Raw genomic sequence first — 21,629 nt, 5'->3', positions numbered from 1 at the left:
GGCTCCGCAAGAAAACACCCTCAAATGCAAATGAGAAACATAATCATTTATTATCGGAATGTAAAATGCTATCGCTGACTAATCTGACTCTATCGTTACTCCGCCTCTGTCCACCCGGGCAACCAGCCCAATCTCGCCATTAAAGGCAGCCAGCGTCCAGCCATGTGCGGAACAAATCTCCTGACAGATAGCCAAACCCAGCCCGGCGCCAACGTCCCGACGATGCGCGCCGCGCCAGAACCGTTCAAACAGGTGCGGTATATGTTCCTCTGCGACGCCAGCGCCTCGATCGTGCACGCTCAGGCTGCCGGAGCGGATATCAACGCTGACCGTGGCGCCCGCCGGAGAATGCTGGACGGCATTCTCAATCAGGTTTTTTAGCAGAGTGAAGAACGCGCCGCGATCTGCCCGCCATTTGCTTATTTCTTCCGCTGCGTTGATTGTGAGCTTAACGCTGGCGTCATCCGCTATTTTTTGCAGATAGTTCACCGTATCACAGGTAATCTGATAGACGTCCACATCGGTGAACTGATAGCTGAGCGGCTCGCTCGCTTCCGCCAGCAGCAGCAGTTGCTGCACCTGACGCGAAAGATGGGCAACCTGTGCTAACAACGTTTCACGAGCTTCGGTATTGTCCTCCATCAACTCTACTTCCGTGCGCAACAGCGTCAGCGGCGTTTTTAACTCATGCGCGGCTCTGGCAAGAAAATCCTGCTGGGTGCGAAAGCCGTTCTCCAGCCGATCGAGCGCCTGGTTGAAGCTTGTAATAAGCGGGATAAGTTCAGCGGGAACCTGTTCTGTGCGCAGACGTTCGCTAAGCGCCTGCGGGGAGATTTGCATGGCGGCCTGCGAAACGTTGCGCAGCGGTCGTAACGAATATTTCAGGCTGACGCAGGCGCAAACGGTAAAAATCAGCAGCAGCAACAGGCTAAAAGTGACAATGCCGAGCTGGATAAAAGGCAGCGCAAATCCCTGATGCAAAAAATCGACGATTCGCGAGCTGACGACTAACTGCAAAAACCACGTTCGCCCATTATTTTCAACGGTTCCGGTCGCTCCCTCGTAGAGCACGCCTTCCCGGTTGAACGTAAAACGTCGGAAGGGCAATTCTGTAATATCTTTACGGGCCGGCCAGAATTTTTTATCCGCCGAGACAAGCACGACATTACCCTTCTCATCCAGCAGCCTCCATGCGGTTTCCTGGCGCAGGCTGTTATAAATCCACAGAGGATGCTCTTTGCTGTCGATTAATCCTGTCGGCTTGCCCTTCGTATCGAATTTCAGATGCCCGACCAGCGCCTGCGCACGGTCGGGAAGCTCCATGCCCGGCAGCCGATCCTGGACTATCGCGCCAAAAAGCACCAGCAGGCCGATACTCAGCAGCGTGCCCGCCACATAAGCCACCAGGATCCTTATCGACAGGCTATTCATCCACGTTGGCTTTTTGCAGCGCATAGCCCTGCCCCCTCAGATTGACGATGTGCAGCCCGGAACCAACAGCCGCAAGCTTGCGGCGTAAACGATGCAGGGCCACATCAAGGGCGTTCGGCGTAACCGTTTCGCTCAGCCCCCAGCCGGCTGCTTCCATCGCGCTGCGGCGAACTATCCCGCCCTGTTTGTGCAGCAGCGTCATCATAATCTGCATTTCCGCCGGGGCGAGCACGCTATGCTTATCGCCGCAGCATACGATCCCGGCATCGGACAGCAGCGTAACATCGCCATAGGCAAGCTCCGGCTCCTGGCTCAGGGCCGGGCGGCGCAGCAAAGCCCGCACGCGCGCTACCAGTTCCGCCATAGCAAAAGGTTTTGCAAGATAGTCATCCGCGCCCGCCTCCAGCCCCTCGATCCGGTCATGCAAAGCGTCGCGCGCGGTGAGGATCAGGCAGGGTAAAGTAAGATTACGCAGCTTTAGTTGCCGCAGCAGAAGCAGGCCATCCCCGTCAGGCAAACCGCGGTCAAGCACCAGCGCCTGGTAAGAAACCAGCTTAAGCGCGCTTAACGCAGCTTCCCTGCTGCCGACAATATCGGCAGAGATCCCCGCTTTAGCCAGCCCCTTGCAAATAAGCCCGGCCAGATGATCATGATCTTCAATTAAAAGTATTCTGCCCATCAGAAGCGATACAGATATCCCAGGAAAATTCGGTCTTCGGTTGAACGGTCAACTAACGGACTATCCTTCACTTCGGAGGAAAGCCGTGTAGCCTCGAGATCCAGCATTAAAGAGTGATGAGAGCTAAACTGGTAGACGCTTCGTAAGCCGAATTCCGCGCCAAAAGAAGACGATCCCTGCCAGGCCTGCCGCCAGTCGCGGACTTCATCCGCCCGCACGCCGTAATAGTAATCGACATATTTTTTATCATGCCACGTTGCGACGACCCGCGGAGTTAAGGCGAAATCGCCCAGCAGCCAGGTCCGCTTCGCGCCAATATTGACCCGTTGTCCTTTGCTGTTGCCTGAAAGATCGTGCGTCCAGTCGGCGCTGATATTGACCCAGCTACTCTGCCACTCCGCCTTCGCCCCACCCCAAAAGCCGCTTTTGCGCTTCGCCATGCCATCAAGAACACTGGCATCGTCAGCATCATAGCCAGAACCCTCGTATCTACCGATAAGACCGAAATTTACGCGCTGGGTTTCACCAAACCTCAAAGCGGGGAGTTTTATTTCCCCCTCGGTGCCGAAAAAATGCAGATAATCGTTCTCAAAATAGAGAAGCGGAACAGGCGTCGTATCACGCGACATATCTTTATAAGGCTTTTGCGTGCTTGCCGCGCCCACGCCGACTCCCCATTCTGCGCCAAAAGTGGAGGATGGAATCATCAACGAGGCGCTGGTTATTGCAACGGTTAAGCCCCACCTGACCGGAAAGTGATAGTGTCGGCATCCCATGCTTGTACTCCACAGATAAATATGAGAGTGCGATTATCGGTGGGGTACTCTTACTGCTTACTTACTGACGTGGCCGGTGCTCACATATTTTTAGAGAACATTTCTTATCCGCGTTGCTTAAGTTTTATCCTCAGAATCACGAGCCCGTAAGCGCCTTTAAATAATGATGAGCCGCACGGCTCACCGTTTAGTTACGCATCTTTATCCACGCTTAACGCCACCGCTTTCGTGTCCTCAAGCACCTGCAACCTTGTTGCCAGCGCCTCATGTATGGCGTGGTACGCCTTGCTGCCCAGCGCCAGGCGGATAGCGGGTTTGTCGGCATCCGCCGCGGCAATAATGGCGTCCACGGTTTTTCCTGCATCGCCGTTAATGGCGATACTGCCATCCGCCAGGCCACGACGCACCTCACCAGCGGGCGTGTCGTCATAGCAATTCATCGGTTCAGCGCTATCAATCCCGGCGGCAAAATTCGTGGCGGTCGGACCCGGCTCGGCTATCAGAAAGTCAATGCCAAACGGCGCCACTTCCTGCGCAACGGATTCGATAAATCCTTCAATACCCCATTTAGTGGCGTGATACAGGCTGAAATTCGGCCAGGCGATTTGTCCCCCTTCCGACGAGACCTGAACAACACGTCCGCCTCCTTGCTGACGCAGATACGGCAACACCGCCCGAATCAACTGAACCGGGCCGGTGAGATTGGTGGCAATTTGACGTGTAATCTGTGCATCGCTCACCTCTTCCGCCGCGCCGAACAGCCCGTATCCCGCATTGCTGACCAACACATCGATACGTCCGGCATACTCAAACGCCTGCTTTACGACGCCGCGAATCGCTTCGGTATCCGTGACGTCCAGCAGCAGAACGTGCAGTTGCTGACCATAAGCGGCTTGCTGATCGTCCAGCGCGCCGGGCTTACGCAGGGTGGCAATAACCCTGTCACCCCGCGCCAACAGTCGCTCTGTCATCAGGCGCCCCAGGCCGGTGGAGGTGCCGGTAATAAACCAGGTTTTGTTGCTCATCGTGTTCTCCGTAAAAGGCATTAACGTACGGATAAAGGTTATGGCACTATGACTGGCATGATAAGACTCAACAAATAGCATGAAGAGGTGAAATGAAATCACCAATAAAGACCCCCACCTTATCTGATCTGAAAGCCTTTATCGCCGTGGCGGAGCAGCGCAGCTTTCGTCGAGCGGCGGACCTGTCCGGCGTCACTCGCTCCACGTTAAGCCACGCCATTCGCGGGCTGGAAGAGCGTCTCGGTATCCGCCTGCTGCACCGCACAACGCGCAGCGTGGCGCTGACCGAAGCCGGAGAACAGTTGCTGCGACGTATTTCACCGCACCTGAGCGGGCTGGAGCAGGCGCTGGAAGAGGTGGCGGATACGCAAGGGCAAGTGTTGGGCACCCTGCGCATCAACGGCGGCGAAGAAGCGATTTATCTGTTGCTGCACACGGTAATACAGGAGTATCAGACGCGTTATCCCGGCGTAGAGCTGGATCTGGTGGTGGACGGCAGGCTGGCGGATATCGTCGCTGAGGGTTTTGATGCCGGTATTCGGCTGGCAGAGGATGTGCCCGCCGATATGGTAGCCGTACGTTTTAGTGATGATGTCCGTTTTCTGGCAGTGGCCGCGCCGACCTATCTGGCGCAGCACCCTGCTCCTGAAGTGCCGGACGAACTGGTGCAGCACCGCTGTATTCGTCAGCGTTTACCCGGCGGCAGACGTTATCGCTGGGAGTTCTCCCGCCACGGGCAGAGCATCGCCCTGGACGTGCCCGGCACGCTGACGCTGAATAGTTCAGCATTGATGGTGGATGCCGCCGTAAAAGGGCTGGGAATTGCCTATGTCCCGGAACTCCACGCCCGGACGGCGCTGGATAAGGGCCTGCTGGTAGCGGTTCTGGAGTCCTGGTGCCCGCCGATCCCCGGCCTGTGTATTTATTTTCCGGCTAACCGCCATATGCCCGCCAGCCTGCGAGCGCTGGTAGATATCATTAAAAATAACTATCCGGCATCATCCGGCAAACGGGCAATGGCTTTGATTTCAAAACGGAATCCATAAAGCCAGGCCCCCCCACCACATTCGTCAGCCAGACAAAGCTTAAATCCACCGCTTGCCCCCTTTTCTTTTCGTTATCAACTATCTTCAGTTTACCCATCAGTAATAAAGGCCCGGCGAATCAGGTCGATAATAACTTGATCGGCAGTCAGTCTTACAAACGGATATTCTGGGTAAACAGGCATGAAAAATTATTCACTTGAAAATGATGTTACGAGCCCGGACGCTGACTATCGCACCACCGCCGCCTTTATAAAACGCGCGCTCCTGCTGATGGTGTCGCTGCTGGCTTTGCTGTTCGTGGTGGCGATATTCTCACTGCTTTCCATAGCCAACAGCATTAACCGGGATGCCGACGAGCAAAGCGGCAAGCTGCTGCAAAAGGCTCTGCATAATCGTGTGGATACGCTTTCAACCCACATCAAAGATTACGCCTGGTGGGGCGAAGCTTATGCGCATCTGCACGTCACCGTCGATCCTGAATGGGCCTACGCCCGGCAAAATATGGGCAGCTCGCTTTATCGCGATTATCAATATGAAGGAATTTTCGTTCTGGATGGCGCAGAGCAGACCCGTTACAGCGTCATTAAGGGCCAGCTTTCATCCCGAAGCCTGACAGAATGGCTCGGCGAAAATCCTCTGCCCACGCTGTTGCAGTCGATGAACAGGCCCGACGCTTTGCCGCTTACCTACACGATGGTGCTGCATGAGGGCCACCCCGCGCTGGTGGCAATGGCAAAGATAACTAACGGCGATGATGAACACGTCCATCTTGTTTCCGGTTCGTCTTCCACGCTGGTGTTTGTCGATGTGCTGGATGACAAAAAGCTTGCGCAAATGGGCGAAGAGTACGGCATTGATGAAACCCGCGTTCAGAAAAAAGACGCGCCTCGCCCGGAAGGCAGACGCGGCACGCTGACGCTGCCCGTAAACGGCCAGTCGCTTACCCTTGAATGGAAAAGCGAGGAGCCGGGCCGCCAGCTAATTCACTATATTCTGCCTCTGCTGATATTGCTGGCGTTCGGCTGTGGCGCGCTCGCCTGGGGCCAGAGCCGTAACCTGCTGAAAAAAGCCCGCATGTTTGACGAAAACAGTTACCTGCTCGCCCAGAGCCGACAGGCGTTAGCCGCCAGCGAGCGTCGCTTCCGGGACGTTGCCGAAGCCACAACGGACTGGATATGGGAAACGGATAACGAGTTACGCTTCACCTGGCTGTCAGACAGGTTCCCCGGCATTACCGGGCACAGCATCTCAGCCTGGCTTGGCCAACCCGTTACCGCCTTAATGGAGGCCGATAATCTTTCGCTGGCTGAGTGGATAACCCAGCCGGGCCAGACAGGCCACCGTCGCCTGCTCCACTGCAGGTATCGCTCGGCAATGGACCACCAGCGCTACTGCCACATAGCCATCAAACCGGTTATCACACCGGAAGGCGTGACGGGTTATCGCGGTACCGCGACGGATGTCACCCTTGAAGTTGAAGCGCAGCAGCGCGTGCAGTATCTCTCAAGACATGATGAGCTGACCGGCCTGCCAAACCGGATGCGAATGCGTGAATTTCTGGAGGGCAAACTGCAGGCGCTGCCTACCCTTGAGCAGCCGCTGGCGATGATAAGCCTCGACCTGGATAAATTTAAGCCGGTCAACGACTTGTTTGGCCACGCCGCCGGGGACAAAGTGCTGCATGAAGTATCCGCAAGGCTGCGCCGCTGCATTCGGGATAACGATCTGGTAGCGCGCCAGGGAGGCGACGAATTTATCCTCATAATCCCGGATATTGACGATCATCATTACCTTGAAACCCTGTGTAAGAAAATTATCACCGAGCTGCTGCGCCCGTTCATGATTAACGGGCATGAGATATTTATTGGCGCCAGCCTGGGCATCGCCCTCGCCCCGCACGACGCCGTGGATGCGGGAGACCTGCTGCGCTATTCCGATATCGCGCTTTATAAGGCGAAAAACTCCGGGCGTAACAAATGGCTGTTCTACACGCCAGAGATGGCCCAGCAGATGGTGCAGCGCCGCGAAATGGAAGACAGCCTGCGCGAGGCAATCAAACTGCAGCAGTTCTGCCTGGTCTATCAGCCGCGTTACGACCTTAATTCTTCGCAGATTGTTGCGGCGGAAGCGCTGATCCGCTGGCAGCATCCGCAGCTTGGATTATTAATGCCGGACCAGTTTATTACCCTTGCGGAAGAAACCGGGCTTATCGCCTCCATCAGCGAATGGGTACTGAAAACCGCCTGCCGCGATGCTCAACAGTCGCTTGAGGGGCTGGCGGTTTCGGTCAATATTTCTGCGGTCGAGTTTCAGTCCTGGGGAATTGTGGATCGCATAAGCGATGCGCTGCGTGAATCGCAGCTTGACCCCGGTCGTCTGGAAATTGAAGTGACCGAAAACGCCACGCTGTGGGACCCGGAAAATAGCCTGGAGCTGATGCAGGCGCTGAAAAATATTGGCGTGCGCCTGCTGATGGATGACTTTGGCACCGGCTACTCGTCGCTAAGCTACCTGCGCAATTTCCCGTTTGACGGCATCAAGCTTGATAAATCCTTTATCTCCGGCATGCCTGAAAGCGAAAGCGCCAATACCATTGTGGAGAATATCATCGGGCTGGGGAAAGCGTTCTCGCTGAGTATTACCGCCGAAGGCGTGGAAACGCAGGGGCAGCTACAGAAATTAAAAATGCTTGAGTGCGATGAAACCCAGGGCTATTTAATCAGCAAGCCGATGAGCCTTGAAACATTGAAGGAAAAAAGAGCGGCAATTGATGCCGCAGCGCAGCAGCGGCTGGAAGAGAAAACGTAAATCAAAAAAGCGGCGCAAGGGTGATTATTGCTCTGTGATGATGAAATCAGCGAAAAGAGCCTACGAAGTTGTCCTGATTTTGCGCGCCGCTATGGTTAAGACCAGCATCCCGAAAGATGCTGGCAGTAGTAATTAGCGCAGCTCAGGCCAGTAATCCCTGTTGGCCTCAATCAACTCATCCAGAATTGCTTTTGCAACCGAGGCGCTGGGCACGGTTTTTGACAGCGTTAATGCCTGCCAGAGCTTCTGGTAGCTTCCTTCCATCCAGGCTTCGACCACCAGTTTTTCTACCGCAACCTGCTGTTCCATAAGCCCCTTCTGGAATGACGGAATGCGCCCCATCGCCAGCGGTTCCGGTCCGTTGGCACCAACCAGGCAGGGAACCTCCACCATTGCCGTTTCGTCAAAATTGGCAATCGCACCGTTGTTTTCCACAATCAACAGCATCCTTTCCTGGGTGTTAAAAGCGATCGCACAGGCAAGGTCAACGATAAAGGTAGCGTGGGCTCCCGCATGGAAATGGGCTTCGCGAGCGCTTTTCCGCTCCACAATATGCCGGGCCATATCGAACACCTCTTTTTCCCTGCCGATGACGATTTCATTGGCACGTGTAAAATTCGGATCCGAGTGCTCTACCTCATAATCCGGATAAAAATAGTACTTCAGGTAGGTGTTGGGCAGCGTTTGCGGATCGAGCGCGAAGAGATCTTTCGCTTTCTTAAAGGTTGCAATCCAGCTAGGCGCCTTATGCTGAAAATCCTCGGTCTGGCTACAGTAACCGTGCTCAGCCACATGCTTTTTAAGCGCAGGCATTAAATCATTGCCAGCTTTATCGGTAATGCTCGTCCACCAGCCAAAATGGTTCAGGCCGTAATAGCGAACGTTCATGTCTTTACGCGACGCCAGGCCAAGAATATCCGCGAAGATCCCTTCAATGGCGACAGGCATATCGCAAATATTGATGATTTTCGAGGTTGGTCGCAGTTGCCGGGTTGCCTCGGCCACAATGGCCGCCGGGTTGGAATAGTTGAGCATCCAGGCGTTCGGCGAGTATTGCTCCATATAATCCACCAGTTCCAGCACCCCCGCGATGGAGCGCATGCCATAAGCGATGCCGCCTGGCCCACAGGTTTCCTGGCCCACTACGCCATATTTCAGCGGGATCTTTTCATCCTTTTCACGCATTTCGTAGAGGCCAACGCGAATATGAGCCATCACGAAATCGACATCGGTAAACGCAGCCTGCGGATCGGTCGTGTAACTGAAGGCAACTCCGGGATGGCTTTCACTGACCATGATCCGGCAGGCTTCTCCCAGCAAGCCTTGTCGCTCGGCATTATTGTCATAAAGCCGAATCTCTTTTATCGGGAAACGATCCATGTTTTCCAGCAGCATTAAAACGATACCAGGCGTATATGTGCTGCCGCCGCCTGCAATTGTCACTACAAATTTATCTTTCACCATCCACCTCGTTAGTCATGTACACCTAAAGCCGTATTCACATTATTTCTGACCCTGTTTACACTTAGGCCATAAATAATCTGAACATGATTACCTTTAATTAATACCGCTGTGCCGCCGGTACGTTTCAATAATTCTGTATCAATTAGATCGGCATTGTGGACGTCAACGCGCAGGCGGGTGAAACAATTATCCACCAGGACAATATTCTCTTTCCCGCCAAGTCCACGAATGACATTCTTGCCTAATTCATTTTCAACAGAGCTTTCCGTATTCTCTTTTTCTGCTGCAGGCTCATTCTCTGCACGCCGTCCTGGCGTTGCCATATTAAAACGCGTGATAACAAACTTGCCGACGACATACATTGTCAGGGTTTCGATAAGCCCCAGGATGACAAAGACAGGCCAGTGTGTTCTTCCTGCGCCTGCCGGGATGTTATAGACAATAAAATCAATAATCCCGTTTGTTGCGCAGACCCGAACATCCAGCATCCATGCCAGCATCTGAAAGAAGCCATCGAGTAAGGAATAAATCAGCCACAGCAACGGCGCGGTAAAAATAAACAGAAATTCAAACGGCTCGGTAATACCTACCAAAAATGAAGTCACAATAAGCGGGATCAGCGTCACCTTTAGTTTGGCCTTATATTCGGGCCGTGCTGTTTTATAAAACGCCAGCGCCATCCCTGCCGTACCGAAAATCTTCACCATGCCATAGGTCAGGAATCGCGCTGAGTCGCTCAGCGCGCCGCCGGAGTTGTTCGCAATCTCCGCCAGGAATATGGGCTTGGCGCCGATCACCGTCTGCCCGTCAATCAGCAGTTGTCCGCCAATTGAGGTAAATACAAACGGCGACCACACCAGATGATGCAAACCCGTCGGAATTAAAAATCGATTAAGGAAACCGTATAAGAACACGCCAACAGAGCCGAACGTTTTCATAAAGGTAGTCAGAGCCGAAATACCTTGCGCCACCACCGGCCAGATATAGACGGTAGCAATAGCAAATAAGGCCACCAGCGGGATCATAATAATCAGCACCAGCTTACTGTTGCCGTAAATGGAGAATGCGCCGCGAAACTCTTTATTGACAAATCGGTTATGGATAAAAGCAACCAGCGCGCCAAGAATAATCCCCAGAAAGACGCCGATATCAATAACCTTGAAGCCAAAGATAAATATTTGACCGCTGCCATAGAGGTCTGCGTTAGTGGCTCCTTCCGCAAGCCGCTGTGTTAGCGTGAGCCAGGCGTTATTCCCTGCCAGATACATAAAATATGCCATTGCGGCAACAAATGAGGCTTCGGATTTTCTGGTTTTGGCGAGGCCGCTGGCGAGACCAAGACAAAAGAAAAAGCCAAGGTTATTCATTATTGCCCACAGCAGACTGGAGGCGTATTTACCAATGAGATAAACCGCGCTGCCCTCTGGCACCCATAGCTTGTTGGTAGCAACGCTGAACAAAGCGATTAACAGACCGATTACCGGTAAATACAGAACCGGGCCAATCATTGCTTTAGAGAAGTCCTGTAGATTTTTTAATACGGCCATCTGGCACACCCTCACTTCTTGCAGATTGCTTGCACAAAACCTGAACGTTGAAATTATCCTAAGCGGTGAAAGTAGCCAGACAGAGCCAAAAAGAGGGCATTTGTGAGATGAGTCATACAATCAAAACGAAAAGAGATATATAAGTTTGATTAGTTTTATATATGAGTTATATAAAAATATGCTCAACATATTAAAAAACACATAAAATACAATAAATTAAATTGTTCTTGATTCTTCAGGCTAAAAAATAGAGATCCAGAAGTGATATACAAAAAAATTGCTGACGAGATAAAATTTCGCATCAATAGCGAGGAGTATGAAATTGGCGACATCCTCCCGAGCGAAAAAGCGCTGGCGCAGGAGCTGCAGGTTTCCGTTATGACGGTGAGAAAGGCTCTGGCCCAGTTGGCAGATGAAAAACTCATCGTTAAACGCCACGGAAGCGGTTCGTTTGTGGCACGTAAAATCAATTACCACGGCGGCGAACTGGATGGTTTTAACTACCAGATGAACATCGTGGGCGTAACAAACTATGTGAACAAAGTGATTGAGTTTTCCATGCTCGACGCGCCTCCGGCCATTGCCCAGCAGTTGAAAATCGAAACCGGTGAAAAAGTCTATTACATCCGCAGGATTCGCATTATTGATGACATACCGATCCTGGTTGAGAACAGCTATATTCCCGTTGCACTTTTTCCCTGGCTTAGCATCGGCAATATGGAGCAGTCAAAATTCAACTACTTTCGCAAGGAGTGCAATATTACCATTCTCGAAAGTCACCGCAGCTACACCCCGGTGCAGGCCACGAAAGAGCAGGCTGAATTGTTGCAGGTCCCGCCGAATTCACTGCTGCTGCGGGTGCAGTCGGTGAGCTATTCTCAGGATAACAAGGTGGTTGATTTATCAGATATTTATCAAAACACGAATAAATACATCGTGAAGCACATTATTCGCCGTTAGGGTACAGGATACGCTTCTGGATATGGGGCATGGTTATACGCTCCAGGAATCGTATTCTTATCCACCACCTGGAATTTTCAATTATTTTTTGCAGGGATGCTGAAAGCGTTTCTGGCGCTGATATACCATAAGGCCGATCTTGAGATCGGCCTTATGATTGCTCATTTATACTGAGTTGAGATTATTTGTCACAGATACTCAGGCGCTGGTCACCGGCTTTTGCTCCGTTTTCGCTTGGGCATTTTCCAGCATACGACGCACCGGAACGATAAGGACTATCAGCACTGCGGCACAGATCAGCAGCGCAATGGAGCAGCGTGCGAAGAGGTCCGGCAGCATATCTAACCGATCGGCTTTCACGTGACCGCCAATCAGGCCTGCCGCGAGGTTACCCAGCGCGCTTGCGCAGAACCACAGCCCCATCATCTGGCCGCGCATTCTTTCCGGAGCCAGCAGCGTCATGGTCGCAAGACCAATCGGGCTCAGGCAGAGTTCGCCAAGCGTCAGCATCAGGATGCTGCCCACCAGCCAGAATGGAGACACGCCAGCCCCACCGCTGTTCAGCACGTTCTGGGCCGCCAGCATCATCAGCCCAAAGCCCGCGGCGGCGCACAAAATGCCGATAACAAACTTAGTGATGCTGCTCGGGCGCACGCCTTTGCGCGCCATCATCGGCCATGCCCAACTGAAAACCGGCGCCAGCAGAATAATGAACAACGCGTTGATTGACTGGAACCACACGGCAGGAATTTCAAAATCACCGATCGTTCGGTTGGTGTAGTCGTTCGCGAACAGGTTAAACGAGGTTGGCTTCTGCTCAAATGCGGACCAGAAGAAAGCGGCGGACACCAGCAGGATAAAGCAGACCAGCAGCCTGGCGCGCTCTTTGCGGTTCAGGCCGGCAAACACAAACAGATAGATAAAGTACAGAGCCACCGAGGCGGCAATCACGTAGACCAGCACGCTGGCGACGGCGACGGGGTTAATGATAATCACGCCCTGCGCAATCAGCGTAACGACGATAGCCACGCCAGCCGCCAGCACCAGCAGCCATGCGCCAACGCCGTTTTTCTTCGCCACCGGGCTGTTCCAGGTTGAATCCAGGCCGACTTCGCTGTCGTAGCGTTTCATCGCCGGGACCGCGAACAGGCGGAAGATAACCAGTGCGACCAGCATCCCGATACCGCCGATGCCAAAGCCCCAGTGCCAGCCGTGGGTTTTTATCAGCCAGCCGGAGATCAGTGGCGCGATAAACGAGCCCATGTTAATCCCCATATAAAACAGCGAGAAGCCGCCGTCGCGACGCGCATCGCCTTTTTTATACAGCGTGCCCACCATGACCGAAATACAGGTTTTGAACAGGCCGGAGCCAAGGACGATAAACAGCAGGCCGATAAAGAACAGGTTGTCGCCCATCAACGCGGAGAGCGCGATAGACAGATGGCCGAGCGCGATAAGAATCGAACCGTACCAGACGGCCCGCTGCTGGCCGAGCCAGTTATCCGCCAGCCACCCGCCCGGCAGCGCGGCCAGGTACATGCTGCCGGCAAAGATCCCAACGATAGCCGAGGCGTTTTCACGCGCAAGCCCCATGCCGCCGTCGTAAACGGTCGCCGCCATAAACAGGATCAGTAAGGGGCGAATGCCGTAAAACGAGAAACGCTCCCACATTTCAGTGAAGAACAGCGAGCCAAGCGGATAAGGATGGCCGAAGAAAGTCCGGCTTTCGTTTTTATTAACAGAGGAATGCATAAATTCTCCATGGAGGTGTGTCGAAGTGCCTGCAAGCACCGAAATGCATGGCGGCTGAGGTGTCTGGCTGCCGCTCTTTAACATTCAGCAATTGTTATTTAACCATTTGATAACCGGTTACTGGTTTTGTCTAGTGCCAACTGCGGGACTTTAAGATGAAAAGTCGACGATTGTCTAGTTTTACAGATTTTTTATCGGGTAACAGGGGATAGCAATTGACATTATGAGGATGACAAGCACCAGCATAATTATTTTTATTAAACAAAGAGTTAATTAGAGTAAGCGGTGTTTTTGAGAGCCTTTAAGCTATTTTTGAGCAAGCGGCTGGAATATACCTGGTTGGCGCGGGAAATACTGACAATTTGCGAAGGGTTTATTTGAAATGGTGCCGCTATGGAGCAGCGTTCGGAAGAAAAGAATGTCATCCATAAGAGCGAATTGCGAGACGCCTCGCAGCGTTGGATCAAGGTTTTAAAACCTTAGATAAACTGATTGTTAGCGGCCAAACATCGTGGTTATTCTATCGATGCGCCAGCAAATTCTGGTGCCGGGAGTGGAAAACCGGACAACATAACGGCGGCAATTGACGTTCAAAGCGTCTTTTTTATTGTCGAGGCACCAACACACCTTTATTCTGAACAATGGTGTCGCTGGTGAGGCAACCTTCGGGTTGGCCGGTTTCCGTTGTGTCCGGTATTTCCACCCTCATTAGCGTCACCACCCGAAGCGTGGAAACTTCCGTGGTGACGATTATTCTCACACACGGAGATTTTCATGATGACAAACACCACATCAGCTATAACCCCTGCCGATTCTTCCCCGACCTATATGACGCTTGATTTATTCGAACTGCTGGACGCCTGTGAAACGCTGTCTGACGAACTAATAGAAAGCAATAATCAAGCCTGGCAACAAACCTTATATCACCGCCTGGCCAACTGCCTGGAGACGATGCAAACAGAACTGGAAAAAACCTTACCGCCCTATCTGATCCAACGTTTAACGGTAGAAAAATTAGTTGATACCCAACCCCAGCATCTTGCCGAAGATTCAGAACTGCTGCGCCAGTACTGCTATGCATTAACGCAGGTGTTAATCAGCCAAAAACAAACGACAGAAGTAAATAAAACGCTAAACGAGCTGCTCTTTGAGCTGGTGAATATGCTGATTGAGGATTTGCTGCTGCCTCGTTTTGAGAAGGGTGTTAGTGGTTGAGATAATACAAAAATTAAGGGAGCGAATGCTCCCTTTATACAGCTATGCAGTTATGATTCGAACGCTGCACACCTTTATTCTTTGCATTGGTGGCCACGGTCAGCGAATCGTATTTATTCTGCCCGGCTTACACTCCATTGCCAGGCACGCTATTGCTGCAAATCAGCATCATCACATAAGCTGTTTCAATCATAAGTTATAGATGATTGATACTAATAACGTTTTAGGATGTTCCAGGAAGCTTACAGTCACGATTTCTTGAGGATCAGTACCGAGCCAGCATACAGCTTCAATATGACACTCCTTCTGTTTTTTGTACCCCAGTGAGCTCAGATAGGCGTTAACTTTCCTTGAGTCATGGGTATCATAATATTTGACCGCATAGACATGGGAGGCAGGGCCAGTAATGTTCGCAAAATCAAAATCGTATCGGGGGGAAATACGTGGCATTTTTTTCAGTATAACAGGCGTATAAAACTCATATTCCCGCCTGTCCTGCTCGGTATAATGCGCGCTGCCAGCAAATTCCATTTTTATGTAAGGCCATGCCCAGGCAAGCGCAACTGTAATCAGAACAACGGCCGCTGCGAGTAATTTAAATAAGTTACGCATAAGGCAATATTCCACCTTTTGCTTTATCTATATATGAACCATCAGCGCTTGCAATACTGACAATTCCTGAACGGAAGTCACTCCACGGACTAACAGTCTTCATAAAATTCGGCAATTCACCTTTACGAGGCCTGGCATTGGGGAACATTTCCGGATCCGGGAACAACAATGGCCGGAAATTCTCATTTTTCCACGAGCCAATTTTTCCATAGTAGTCCCAGCGTTTAAGGGCTTCTTCTTTGCTGACCGGATGCAGCATGCCGAAGAGGTTCTGGGCAGAGACAACACGGTAAAACCCGAGCAAATTTGATACCAGGTCTTCCCCGCTGAATCCACTGTCTGTCGTCAGGCTGATAGGGAATGAAGACTGTAGCCCTTCGAACTTGCGAGCTAGCGACATCATCATGGCCAGTGCAATGCTTCGCAACAGATTTCTGATATCAGTACCCTGTGCATGGCCTAAATCAATCCAGCCCAGTACTTCTGTATAAACCAGTCCATATGGAGCCCTTGCAGCGGCTGACCCATCAATTATATCGCTTCGTTTACTCATCCTTACTCTCCTTGTTTAACTAACAAATTTTAAAACAGAGCGCCGTGCTGCAGATGGTGGAAGCGGGTTACCGTGCAGGTGCAAAAACGTGTACAGGCACCGCCATTTTTACAGCTTCATTTTTGCGATTAGTCGTACAACCCTTTTCCGGCTTTTGCTGATTCGATCAGCATGCCGAGAGTGAAATCCGGCACATCAATTTTTTTTCTTGAATAGATTCCACCACAAAGGCACATGCGGATAATAAGTTTGAAGTCACCCCGTGCAACATTGAATTTTTCAAAGAAATTATGCATCAGATCTTCAACTTCAAGCTTATCAATATCCAAATCGATATTAAGATCAGTTTCAGGCGTTAATTTCACCTTCTTAATGTTGAACAGGTAAGAGCCAGCATAAGTCCGCACAAGCTCATAAACTTTCAGCTTGATGCTATCCACCATATCCATTTCATAATCCCTTATAAAAGCTGAGTGAAATGCAATCATAACGGTTACTAAAGCGCAATCCAGCGGTCAACTATCTGATTTTATGCGCCAGCAAACTCTGATGCCAGGAGTGGAAATCAAGAAAATATACTGGCTGCGGGCACGATTTTTATTCGTGCTGAAGGATATTAATAAGTCTGCCAAACGGGTCCCGAACATAAAATCGACGAACTCTCCACGGCTCGCTTACGGGGCCATATTCCACGGTAAGCTTGTCTTTTTGAACACGGCGGAGCACCTCGTCAAGATCATCCACCTCAATGGAAAGATCGGGCACCGGCGTGCTCGATCCCCCTTCATTTGCAAAGCTCACTTGTGCAGTCATGCTCTCAGAACTGGTATAGGTGCGAATCCAGCCATGATCCATTGCAAGCTCAAGCCCAAGAATATTTTGATAAAAATCATTCACTAAGGATGGTTCAGGTGTCATAAAATTGGCGACAATTCGTTTAACCTTCATATATCTGCCTCCCGGGCGATGGCTGAAGTTGAGATTTTAAGATGTCACAAACGTAGCCCTGTAACTGTGGCGCAGGGCTCACAAGTGTCCAGATTATCCGTAGCGATTCAGCTCCCTCAGCGCAAAATTCTCCCTGCGTGCATGCCACGATTTATGTCTCCGGTTCCAGATTTCTTCCTGTGTAGCAGTTGATTTCATGCACGACATTTAAAGAATCGGTCATTTACACATAAACAGGCATTAACGGTCATGTTAATTTCACTGTAAAACTATTTTGTGAAATCTGCTGCTATCGCATTTTTCTTTAATTTGGCGTTTATTTGTGATGAAAACCTCATTTTAATGCAACCAATTAATGATTTTCATTTATTTACTCAGCGAATATCACTTTTTGAACTGTGGTAAATTCGCTGGCTCACACTTTTAACTGACGCACATTTTGCGCCGGTTGAATCTTCTAATTTATTGTCATCGGAGGTCATCATGTTACCGATTGAACGTCACCGTCAGATCATGGAAGAATTAAATTTACATGGCCGGGTATTAGTTTCTGAACTGGTTAAACTTTGTCAGGTTTCGCAGGAAACCATTCGCAGAGATTTATCGCTGCTGGAGAGAAAAGGATTATTACAACGTAGCCATGGCGGTGCGGTCGTAGCGCAGAAATATCAGGGAAACTTAGCTGAAAAAAGTAATAGCCCGAATGAACACGAATCAACTTTCCGCCTGAGGATGAATGAAAACCCCCAGGCAAAAACGTTGATTGCCAAAAAGGCGCTCGATTTTATTACGCCGGGTGATTGTATTTTACTGGACAGCAGCACCACCTGTTGGTTCCTGGCAAGACAGCTACCGGATATAGAACTAACGGTGCTGACGAACTCCCTGCACACTGTGCAAACGCTGGCTACCAGGAGCCATATTCGCACCATTTGCCTTGGAGGAGAATATTTCGCTCATAATGGAGATTTTAACGGTGTTGTTGCCGAGCAGCCGCTGAAAGATTTTTTAATTAACAAAATATTTTTCTCCTGTAGCAGCCTTGGCAACGACGGTTATTTACGTTCCGCAAACGAAAATAATGCGCATTTAAAACAACAAATGTTGATGGCGTCAGAAAGAAAATATCTTCTTATTGATTCAGTGAAGTTTCTTCGCCCCTCTTTTGCACGAATTTGTCATTACCGGGAAGTTGATTTTTTAATTACTGATAGTCTGAAGGATAAAGAATTGCAACAAGAGTTAGCCTGGAATGGCGTCAATATTATTGACTGTTCGCAACGCCATAATGTTATGCAATTAATGAACTCTCAGGATATTTAATTATATGAAAAAGACAATTATCGCCTGTTCTCTGCTGATATTATTTTCCGCCGCCGCCGCTCATGCCGCTGACAAATTACGTATGGGCATCGTGGTTAAAGTGGGCGGCATTCCCTGGTTTAACGCGATGGAAGCGGGCATAAAAAGCGAAGCCGCGAAAGAAGGAGTCGATGCCTGGATGGTCGGCCCTACTTCAGCTGACCCGGCGCTACAGGTCAGGGCAATTGAAGACCTGATTGCACAGAAAGTCGACATCATCGGCGTCGTGCCTAATGATCCGAAAGTGCTGGAACCTGTGCTGAAGCGCGCGCGCGACGCCGGCATCCGCGTGCTGGTGCATGAGTCTCCTGACCAGAAATACGCCAACTGGGATTTCGAACTGGTGGATGCCAAAACCCACGGCGAGAATCACATGAAAGCGCTGGCTGAATGTATGCACGGCGAAGGCAAATATGTCGCCTATATGGGCGGTCTGACGGTGCCGTTGCATAATGCCTGGGTGGACTCCGCCGTCGCGTATCAGAAAGCACACTACCCGAAAATGCAGATGGTCGGCGACAAGTTTGGCGTCGGCGAATCTCTGGATGACTCCATCCGCACCACTAATGAAGTGATGTCCAAATACCCGGATTTGAAAGGCATTATCGCCTTCGGTTCCCAGGGCCCAGTCGGCGCCGGCCGCGCGGTTATGGCGCGCAACAAAATCGACCAGGTGTGCGTCATCGGCGCCTTCAGCCCGGGTCAGGGCCAGATGCTTGTGAATCGGGGCGCCATCAAAGGAGGCTACATCTGGAACCCGATGACAGCGGGTGAAGTCTTCGTGCGCCTGGCGGGCATGATGCAGAAAAACCAACCGATTACCGACGGCACGACCATTGAAGGTCTGGGTAAGGTGAGGGTCGATGAGCAGACTCACACCATTCTTGGCAACAATACCGAAAGCCTGGACAAAGCCAACCTGCCTAAATTGGTCAAACTGGGGCTGTAATATGCAACTCATCGAACCACAGACGCTGATTACCCTCGAGAGCCTGTCGAAAACCTTCGGTGGCAACCGGGCATTAAGTGATATCTCACTGTCGTTGATGACAGGCGAAGTGCATTGCCTTGCTGGTACTAATGGCTGTGGTAAGAGCACGCTGATTAAAGTGATCTCCGGGGTACATGCTCCGGATGCGGGTAGCAAAATAACGCTCGGGGATAGCGGCGAACACTTCCCGCGTCTGACGCCGAAGCAGGCACGCGATTTTGGCGTGCAGGTGATTTATCAGGATCTGTCGTTGTTTCCCAATCTCAGCGTGGCCGAGAACATCGCCTTTGAGCATAACCTCGGCAATCTGCTCGGCTGGTACAGCAAGAAAAGGCTGATCGCCAGCGCTGAGAAGGTTATCAATGAACTCAAGTTTGATCTGAACCTCAATGCCAGAGTTTCAGAACTGTCGATTGCACAACGCCAGCAGGTGGCGATTTGCCGCGCGCTGGTCGCTGACGCCCGGCTGGTCATTATGGATGAGCCGACGGCGTCGCTCACCCGTACCGAGGTGAATCAGTTGCTGCGCACCGTGCGCTACCTGAAAGAGAGGAATATCTGCGTGGTTTTCGTCAGCCACCGTCTGGATGAAGTGCTGGAGATTTCAGATCGCGTCACCGTGATCCGCGATGGTCGCAAAATGGGCACCTGGCCTGCCAGCGAAATGGACGGTCATCGTCTGACTGAACTGATGACCGGGCTGAAACTTGATTATCACCTGAAAGCGCCAACCCTTAATCCGCACCGCAAGCTGCTGGAAGTGGAAAATCTCAGTCGTAAAGATCAGTACCACAACGTCAGTTTTTCGCTGTATGAGGGAGAAGTGCTGGGGCTGTGCGGTCTGCTCGGCTCCGGTCGTACCGAACTGGCGCTGTCGCTGTTTGGTATGACCAAACCAGACAGCGGCAAAATCTGGCTCGACAGCAAACCGGTGCGCTTTCGCAGTCATGAAGATGCGATCAAATCCGGCATGGGCTATGTCTCTGAAGATCGCCTGACGCTCGGCCTGGTGCAGCAGCAGTCCGTGGCTGACAACATGGTGCTGTCGATTCTTGACCAGTTGCGCAACCGCTTCCACCTCATCGATGAATACCGCAAGAACAAGCTGATTCATGACTGGATACAGCAACTGGGCGTGCGCGTCGCCGATCCGGAACACGCCATCTCCACGCTTTCGGGTGGCAACCAGCAAAAAATCGTGCTGGCGAAGTGGGTATTGACCCAACCCAAAATCCTGATCCTCGATTCACCCACCGTGGGCGTCGATGTCGGTGCTAAAGCCAGCATCTACAGCCTGATCCACCAACTGGCGAAAGAGGGATTGGCGATCATCCTGATCTCCGATGAGGTGCCGGAGGTTTATTACAACTGCGATCGGATTTTGCATTTCCGTGACGGCACCGTACATGCTGAATACCAGCCTCAACAAGTAGCGCAGCAGCAACTGGCGGAGGTGATCAATGCCTGATTTATCGTTCTTTAAGCCCCAGTCGAGTCAGGGCTGGCTGGCCTGGGTACTGGTGTTCTTCTTCGTGGCGTTCTCGTTCACAAGCGATCAGTTCCTGACGTTGCAGAACCTGCTCGATCTGACGGAAACCTATGCGGTTACCGGCATCTTTGCCCTTGGGCTGTTTGTGGTGCTGGTGACTGGCGGTATCGATATTTCCTTCGCGGCCGTAGCGTCGGTGGTGCAGTACGCTATCGCTTCGCTGTTTGTGCATTTTGGTTTTGATAACGCGCCGCTCAGCATTCTGCTGGCCATCGCCTGCGGCACGCTATTTGGCGTGATCAATGCGGTGTTGATCTACTGGCTGCGCATTGTCTCGATCATTATCACCATCAGCATGCAGGCGCTCCTGTTCGGCATGCTGATGTGGATTACCGAAGGGCGTAGCCTCTACAACCTGCCGGAGTGGTGGGTAACGCTGCATAACATCCTGCCATTTAACGTGCACGGGCAGACTTACCAGATTGGTTTGCCGCTCACCATCATGCTGGTGATTGCCGCCATCACCTGGCTGCTGCTGAACAAAACCCATTTGGGCCGCCAGCTCTATGCTACCGGCGGCGATCAGGAATCGGCGCGTCGCATCGGCATCCGCGTCGGGCTCATCCATATCCTTGCCTACGGCTGGCTGGGGGCGCTGGCGGCAGTCGGCGGTCTGGTGCAGGTCTACCGCGTGGGCGAAGTGGTGCCGAATGCGTTGGTAGGCGGTGAGCTGGACGTGCTGGCCGCTACCGTACTCGGCGGGGCTAGTCTGATGGGCGGCAAAGGCACCGTCACCGGGACGCTGATGGGGGTATTCCTGATCGCCATCCTGAAGAACGGCCTCAATCTGGTCGGCGTTTCCAGTTACTTCATGAACATTGTGATTGGCGTGGTGATTATGGTCGCCATTACCGTCACCCATTACAAAAAGCGCAGAGAAACCGACGTCAGCTTCGTCTGATCGGGGAGAG

Annotated in this window: 20 protein-coding genes; 9 read left to right on the top strand and 11 right to left on the bottom strand. The window is 51.7% G+C overall.

Annotation, left to right across the window (positions count from 1 at the left end):
- Positions 1–78: 78 nt before the first annotated feature.
- From MUA00_RS04455 to MUA00_RS04440, 4 genes are all read right to left on the bottom strand, one after another.
- The gene (locus MUA00_RS04455; protein WP_271121789.1) at positions 79–1,455 is read right to left on the bottom strand and encodes an ATP-binding protein; all 1,377 of its coding nucleotides are present in this window, start codon (positions 1,453–1,455) and stop codon (positions 79–81) included.
- A complete protein-coding gene (locus MUA00_RS04450) occupies positions 1,424–2,110 on the bottom strand; it encodes a response regulator transcription factor (protein WP_271121788.1) in 687 nt (228 codons plus the stop codon). The genes MUA00_RS04455 and MUA00_RS04450 overlap by 32 nt, the downstream gene beginning before the upstream one ends.
- Positions 2,110–2,886: a MipA/OmpV family protein gene (locus MUA00_RS04445; RefSeq protein WP_271121787.1), complete on the bottom strand. Its 777-nt coding sequence runs from the start codon at positions 2,884–2,886 to the stop codon at positions 2,110–2,112. The genes MUA00_RS04450 and MUA00_RS04445 overlap by 1 nt, the downstream gene beginning before the upstream one ends.
- 191 nt (positions 2,887–3,077) lie before the next feature.
- Positions 3,078–3,911, bottom strand: coding sequence for an SDR family oxidoreductase (locus tag MUA00_RS04440; RefSeq protein WP_271121786.1), 834 nt, complete (start codon positions 3,909–3,911; stop codon positions 3,078–3,080).
- 92 nt (positions 3,912–4,003) lie between these two features.
- Between MUA00_RS04440 and MUA00_RS04435 the strand changes: the two genes are divergently transcribed.
- On the top strand, positions 4,004–4,957 hold the full coding sequence (locus MUA00_RS04435; RefSeq protein WP_271121785.1) for a LysR family transcriptional regulator: 954 nt from the start codon (positions 4,004–4,006) through the stop codon (positions 4,955–4,957).
- A gap of 180 nt (positions 4,958–5,137) precedes the next feature.
- A complete protein-coding gene (locus MUA00_RS04430) occupies positions 5,138–7,765 on the top strand; it encodes a bifunctional diguanylate cyclase/phosphodiesterase (protein ID WP_333780860.1) in 2,628 nt (875 codons plus the stop codon).
- A gap of 132 nt (positions 7,766–7,897) precedes the next feature.
- Here MUA00_RS04430 and MUA00_RS04425 read toward each other — a convergent pair whose 3' ends face one another.
- On the bottom strand, positions 7,898–9,226 hold the full coding sequence (locus MUA00_RS04425) for a 6-phospho-alpha-glucosidase (protein WP_271121833.1): 1,329 nt from the start codon (positions 9,224–9,226) through the stop codon (positions 7,898–7,900).
- A gap of 11 nt (positions 9,227–9,237) precedes the next feature.
- Positions 9,238–10,776 carry a PTS transporter subunit EIIC gene (locus MUA00_RS04420; RefSeq protein WP_271121784.1) on the bottom strand — a complete coding sequence of 513 codons (1,539 nt, stop codon included), beginning with the start codon at positions 10,774–10,776 and terminating at the stop codon, positions 9,238–9,240.
- 261 nt (positions 10,777–11,037) lie between these two features.
- Between MUA00_RS04420 and MUA00_RS04415 the strand changes: the two genes are divergently transcribed.
- The gene (locus MUA00_RS04415; RefSeq protein WP_271121783.1) at positions 11,038–11,736 is read left to right on the top strand and encodes a GntR family transcriptional regulator; all 699 of its coding nucleotides are present in this window, start codon (positions 11,038–11,040) and stop codon (positions 11,734–11,736) included.
- 198 nt (positions 11,737–11,934) lie between these two features.
- Here the strand turns inward: MUA00_RS04415 and MUA00_RS04410 are convergent, their stop codons facing one another.
- Positions 11,935–13,488, bottom strand: a complete 1,554-nt coding sequence (locus MUA00_RS04410) for a peptide MFS transporter (protein ID WP_271121782.1) — start codon at positions 13,486–13,488, stop codon at positions 11,935–11,937.
- Between the two features lie 492 nt (positions 13,489–13,980).
- On the opposite strand from MUA00_RS04410, the gene MUA00_RS21280 reads away from it, so the two are divergent.
- Entirely contained in the window at positions 13,981–14,145 is a 165-nt protein-coding gene (locus MUA00_RS21280; RefSeq protein ID WP_408639684.1) for an ash family protein, read from the top strand.
- 117 nt (positions 14,146–14,262) lie between these two features.
- Positions 14,263–14,703: a hypothetical protein gene (locus MUA00_RS04405; RefSeq protein ID WP_271121781.1), complete on the top strand. Its 441-nt coding sequence runs from the start codon at positions 14,263–14,265 to the stop codon at positions 14,701–14,703.
- Positions 14,704–14,892: 189 nt separating this feature from the next.
- Here MUA00_RS04405 and MUA00_RS04400 read toward each other — a convergent pair whose 3' ends face one another.
- The 4 genes from MUA00_RS04400 to MUA00_RS04385 all read right to left on the bottom strand — a co-directional run bounded on the left by MUA00_RS04400 (position 14,893) and on the right by MUA00_RS04385 (position 16,816).
- Positions 14,893–15,315: a hypothetical protein gene (locus tag MUA00_RS04400; protein ID WP_271121780.1), complete on the bottom strand. Its 423-nt coding sequence runs from the start codon at positions 15,313–15,315 to the stop codon at positions 14,893–14,895.
- Positions 15,308–15,868, bottom strand: a complete 561-nt coding sequence (locus tag MUA00_RS04395) for a hypothetical protein (protein WP_271121779.1) — start codon at positions 15,866–15,868, stop codon at positions 15,308–15,310. The genes MUA00_RS04400 and MUA00_RS04395 overlap by 8 nt, the downstream gene beginning before the upstream one ends.
- 128 nt (positions 15,869–15,996) lie before the next feature.
- On the bottom strand, positions 15,997–16,317 hold the full coding sequence (locus MUA00_RS04390; protein ID WP_271121778.1) for a DUF1493 family protein: 321 nt from the start codon (positions 16,315–16,317) through the stop codon (positions 15,997–15,999).
- Between the two features lie 148 nt (positions 16,318–16,465).
- On the bottom strand, positions 16,466–16,816 hold the full coding sequence (locus MUA00_RS04385; RefSeq protein WP_271121777.1) for a VOC family protein: 351 nt from the start codon (positions 16,814–16,816) through the stop codon (positions 16,466–16,468).
- Positions 16,817–17,299: 483 nt separating this feature from the next.
- On the opposite strand from MUA00_RS04385, the gene MUA00_RS04380 reads away from it, so the two are divergent.
- Genes MUA00_RS04380 through MUA00_RS04365 form a run of 4 tightly spaced genes read left to right on the top strand, consistent with a single transcriptional unit; the run spans position 17,300 to position 21,619 of the window.
- On the top strand, positions 17,300–18,139 hold the full coding sequence (locus tag MUA00_RS04380) for a DeoR/GlpR family DNA-binding transcription regulator (RefSeq protein ID WP_271121776.1): 840 nt from the start codon (positions 17,300–17,302) through the stop codon (positions 18,137–18,139).
- A gap of 4 nt (positions 18,140–18,143) precedes the next feature.
- Positions 18,144–19,127 (top strand): substrate-binding domain-containing protein, encoded by a 984-nt coding sequence (locus MUA00_RS04375; protein ID WP_271121775.1) that lies wholly within the window; start codon positions 18,144–18,146, stop codon positions 19,125–19,127.
- A gap of 1 nt (position 19,128) precedes the next feature.
- Positions 19,129–20,637 carry a sugar ABC transporter ATP-binding protein gene (locus MUA00_RS04370; RefSeq protein ID WP_271121774.1) on the top strand — a complete coding sequence of 503 codons (1,509 nt, stop codon included), beginning with the start codon at positions 19,129–19,131 and terminating at the stop codon, positions 20,635–20,637.
- Positions 20,630–21,619: an ABC transporter permease gene (locus MUA00_RS04365; protein ID WP_271121773.1), complete on the top strand. Its 990-nt coding sequence runs from the start codon at positions 20,630–20,632 to the stop codon at positions 21,617–21,619. Before MUA00_RS04370 ends, MUA00_RS04365 begins: the two co-directional genes overlap by 8 nt.
- Positions 21,620–21,629: the final 10 nt, after the last annotated feature.

Origin of the sequence: Dryocola boscaweniae, assembly GCF_025215095.1 — a bacterium.
Taxonomy (GTDB): Bacteria; Pseudomonadota; Gammaproteobacteria; order Enterobacterales; family Enterobacteriaceae; genus Dryocola; species Dryocola boscaweniae.
The sequence above is the reverse complement of the archived record's forward strand: the minus strand, read 5'-3'. Positions and strand labels throughout refer to the sequence as shown.